The 3,802-nt window shown below is 39.7% G+C and carries 3 protein-coding genes, 1 tRNA gene and 1 pseudogene; 3 read left to right on the top strand and 2 right to left on the bottom strand.

All coding sequences use genetic code 11. The features are described 5' to 3' along the window. Window positions 1–190: 190 nt before the first annotated feature. Window positions 191–262 (bottom strand) — tRNA-Glu (locus HT709_RS11115). Window positions 263–738: 476 nt separating this feature from the next. Here HT709_RS11115 and HT709_RS11110 point away from each other — a divergent pair. From HT709_RS11110 to HT709_RS11100, 3 genes are all read left to right on the top strand, one after another. Continuing rightward, window positions 739–1,179, top strand: coding sequence for a LytTR family DNA-binding domain-containing protein (locus HT709_RS11110; protein ID WP_060955207.1), 441 nt, complete (start codon window positions 739–741; stop codon window positions 1,177–1,179). Then, on the top strand, window positions 1,176–1,640 hold the full coding sequence (locus HT709_RS11105) for a DUF3021 domain-containing protein (protein ID WP_172925774.1): 465 nt from the start codon (window positions 1,176–1,178) through the stop codon (window positions 1,638–1,640). Before HT709_RS11110 ends, HT709_RS11105 begins: the two co-directional genes overlap by 4 nt. Window positions 1,641–1,901: 261 nt before the next feature. Next, window positions 1,902–2,663 (top strand): IS110 family transposase, encoded by a 762-nt coding sequence (locus tag HT709_RS11100; RefSeq protein ID WP_172925773.1) that lies wholly within the window; start codon window positions 1,902–1,904, stop codon window positions 2,661–2,663. 380 nt (window positions 2,664–3,043) lie between these two features. Here HT709_RS11100 and tnpA read toward each other — a convergent pair. Further along, a pseudogene (gene tnpA, locus HT709_RS11090) lies at window positions 3,044–3,507 on the bottom strand (IS200/IS605 family transposase). Between the last annotated feature and the right edge of the window lie 295 nt (window positions 3,508–3,802).

Here is a 3,802-nt window from a genome sequence, read left to right as displayed (position 1 = left end):
TTACATTACTATAACTTTAGTTATAGTGCCCTGCACATTGGTTCGTCTTGTTCAGTTTTCAAAGGTCTTTGTCACTCGCTTCTCTCAAGCGACAACTATATTAGTATATCACAGTCGCTTTCACTTGTCAACACTTTTTTGAAACTTTTTTAAGTTTTTTTTCATCAAGTGCCTCAACCGCAACATACCATAGTCCGTACGGGATTCGAACCCGTGTTACCGCCGTGAAAAGGCGGTGTCTTAACCCCTTGACCAACGGACCAGAGTTGTTTTCAACTCTTACTATTATACAGGCTTTTTCAGACTTGTCAACACCTTTTTTAAAATTTTTTTACTTTTTTGCATGAACGTAACTTCTCACACTAACTTCCACCATAGCGGAACTTAATCTGAAACGCTTTCAGATGAGGGGATTTTGTGCGCTCTTTTTTTCGATTCATTTTGGCTGCAAAAGCGATGAAATCAAGCATGATTCAAACCAGTGGAACTTACCCTGACACGGAATTCCACTGGTTTTTACAATTTTTATCAGACTAACTTCCACTTGGATTAGCGGTGGAACTTAGTTTGGGAATTTAGCCTTCTTTGCTCTTAAATTTACTCGAAAACGCTTGCCTGCCAGATAGACTCTTCAACCGACCACATAGACAAACCTTCTTGTATTTGTCGACAAAATAGTGTTTAATAGATTTGTAAGCAAGAGATCTCTATTACAATTTTATAAAGAAAGGAGAAATTATGAAAGTTAGACTTGACATTGATCAACAATACGCCGAAGAACAAATCATCATAGAAGCACCATCTTTGTCCCCTAGAGTTCAAAAAGTTCAAGACTTTGTTCAATCACTGGATCAAAACGAAACTCTTAAAGGAAAATTCCAAGACCAGGTCTACTTGATTCAGATTAGTAAGATTCAACGTATATATATTGAAAATCGCAAAGTCTTAGCTGAAACGGATAGCCAAACCTATGCACTCGACATTCGTCTTTACCAAGCAAGTGAAATTCTGCCTGCTTCCTTTATCCAAATTTCCCAATCGGAAATTGTCAACATCGATGCTATTAGTCATCTAAAACTAACCTCTAACGGCTTGATTGAAATCTATCTAAAAAATGACAGTTTCACCTACTCATCTCGCCGTTACCTCAAAGCTATTAAGGAGAAATTAGAACTATGAAAAAACAAATTTTCCACGATGCCACAACTGGTATCCTCATCGGCCTCATCCTATCTATTATCTTTTCTTTTATCTATTCACCAAGCAACTACGCACCTCTCAGCCCTGAATCTCCCGTTGGTCAATTCATGAGAGAGCATCAAGCTCATGGTTCTCTGGTCTTGCTCTACTCTACGATTATCTGGGCAGCTATCGGAGTCCTCTTTAGTTTTGGTAGTCGTCTCTTTGCCAAAGACTGGAGCCTTCTTCGTGCTACTGTCACTCACTTCTTCCTTATGCTTTTAGGCTTTGTACCACTGGCTATCATGGCTGGTTGGTTCCCCTTCCACTGGATCTTCATCCTCCAACTCATTCCCGGATTTGTCATCCTCTACCTGATCATCTGGTTTATCCTCTACAAGAGAGAGGCCAAGAAAGTGGCCCACATCAACCAACTATTGGCTCAGAAAAATAGTATCTAAAAGAGTCTGAGACAAAAAGTATCTCAGCTACAAAAAACTCTAAGCAGGCAGAGCCTGCTAACTCATGACAGAAAAAGAAGTTTAGCTTATAATGAAGGTGAACAATACAAATCCGTGGTGTTTAATAGGGCTTTTCCTAGCCTGTATAAAAAACTGGATGAACAAAATTCATGAGAAAACTCGAATATGCCTTGAGCATGAAAATATCTTACAATTAGCCTCTTGTTCTATTGTTCAAATAGTTAACAGGAGGTTTTTATAATGGAAGTCATGATTGAAACATATTGTGGAATTGATGTCCACCAAAAGTCTATCGTTTGTTGTATTCTAGATGGTCCACTAAATACCAATAAGCCAAAGAAAATTCAGAAGAAATTTGGGACAACTACTCTAGCTCTTCAAAATGCCTTAGCTTGGATGGTAGAAAATCATGTCACACATGTCTTTTTTGAAAGCACTGGGCAATACTGGCTCCCTCTCCTTAATATCTTTTCAGATTCTAATCTCGTCTTAGTACTTGCCAATCCTCAACATATCAAGAATGTGCCTGGTCAAAAAACAGACATGAAGGACGCTGAATGGATCGCTCAACTCGGCCGTTGCGGACTAATTGAACCTTCCTATATTCCTGCACCTGAAGTGGTACAGCTTCGTTTACTGACACGTCGCATGCGTTCTTACAAGCAACGTCAAACTCAAGTTAAAAATGAGATTCACAATCTCTTACAACGGGCCAATATCAAGCTAACCAGTTATCTTTCTGATATTTTTTCTAAAACGGGGCAAGCACTTTTAAAATTATTCATTAAAGGAGAAACCATTAATGTAGAATCTGTTATCCCTTGTATCCAGAAGCGAGTGAAGGCAAGTCCAGAAGAACTCGTGGAAGCGATGGAAGGAAAGTTGTCATTAGAAGACCGCTTTCTCTTAGACCAGAGTTTAGAGGAATGTCAGATGTATCAGGAACTCATTGAAAAACTGACCGATGAGATTCAACACTACATCGAAAAGGAGTTCCCCTGAGGAAAATAGGATACTTCAAACCATTCCTGGTGTGAATGAAAACTGTGCTGCCACTATTCTAGCTGAGATTGGACCAACTGTTACATCCTTTCCGTCCGATGCACACTTAGCATCATGGGCTGGACTCTGCCCAGGGTCTTATGAAAGTGCTGGCATTAAAAAATCCTCCACATCCAAGTAAATGACCTTCAGGAAGAACACCCTCACCTAACCCTCTACAAACAGCTCAACAAAGCCAATCATAACCACCCGTCAAACGGGTGGTTTGTACCAGGGCTATAAGCCCAAATTACCAGCCAGCGCCTAAAGACGCTGGCTTTCACGTTGTTCAAGCCTCATTGCTCTTGACTCGTCACTTGCCTCTCAAAGAGGCTTGGGTATTACTTACCGCTATCCCTAAAGGGATCCTCATATTCTTTTACACTCAATTTATCTAGTGCTATATCATGCTTTTCCTGTTCTTGGATATATTTCTTAATTGTGGCTTCATTGAGCCCTACTGTGCTCACATAATAACCTTCTGCCCAGAAATGCCGATTCCCAAACTTGTACTTGAGGTTGGCGTGTTTGTCAAACATCATGAGTGCACTTTTACCTTTTAAATACCCCATGAAACTTGAAACACTTATCCTCTGTGGAATACTTACTAACATATGTACATGGTCTGGCATTAAGTGGCCTTCGATAATCTCAACACCTTTATAACTACATAATCGGCGGAATATTTCTCCTAAGCTACTTCGATATTGATTATAAATGATTTTTCGTCTATACTTAGGGGTGAACACAATGTGATAGAACACATCCACTTTGTGTGTGATAAACTATGTGCCTTTTGTGCTATATTTTTCTCCTTTCGCTTTACAATTGGCTTGAACACCTTTATTGTATCGCGTTTGGAGTTTTTTGGGTATAACCTTCGACGCGCACCCGCATAGCGGGTGGTTTTTTTGTCTCGCACCTAACGGAGCGAGACGGACTGAAAGTCACATAATAAAAGGGATCTATAATATTTGTAGTGGGTAAATCCCCTATAGATATTATGGAGCCTATTTTAAGGTAGAAAAGAGCCTTTTTAGGTAACCGCCCAATAACGAAGTATATTGAAAAATCTCCAGACTAGAGAACTCACGGATAGT

The sequence above is a fragment of the Streptococcus sp. 1343 genome (assembly GCF_013277355.1).
Taxonomy (GTDB): Bacteria; Bacillota; Bacilli; order Lactobacillales; family Streptococcaceae; genus Streptococcus; species Streptococcus pseudopneumoniae.
Note: the sequence above shows the minus strand (reverse complement) of the source record. Positions and strands in the feature narration are given on the sequence as shown.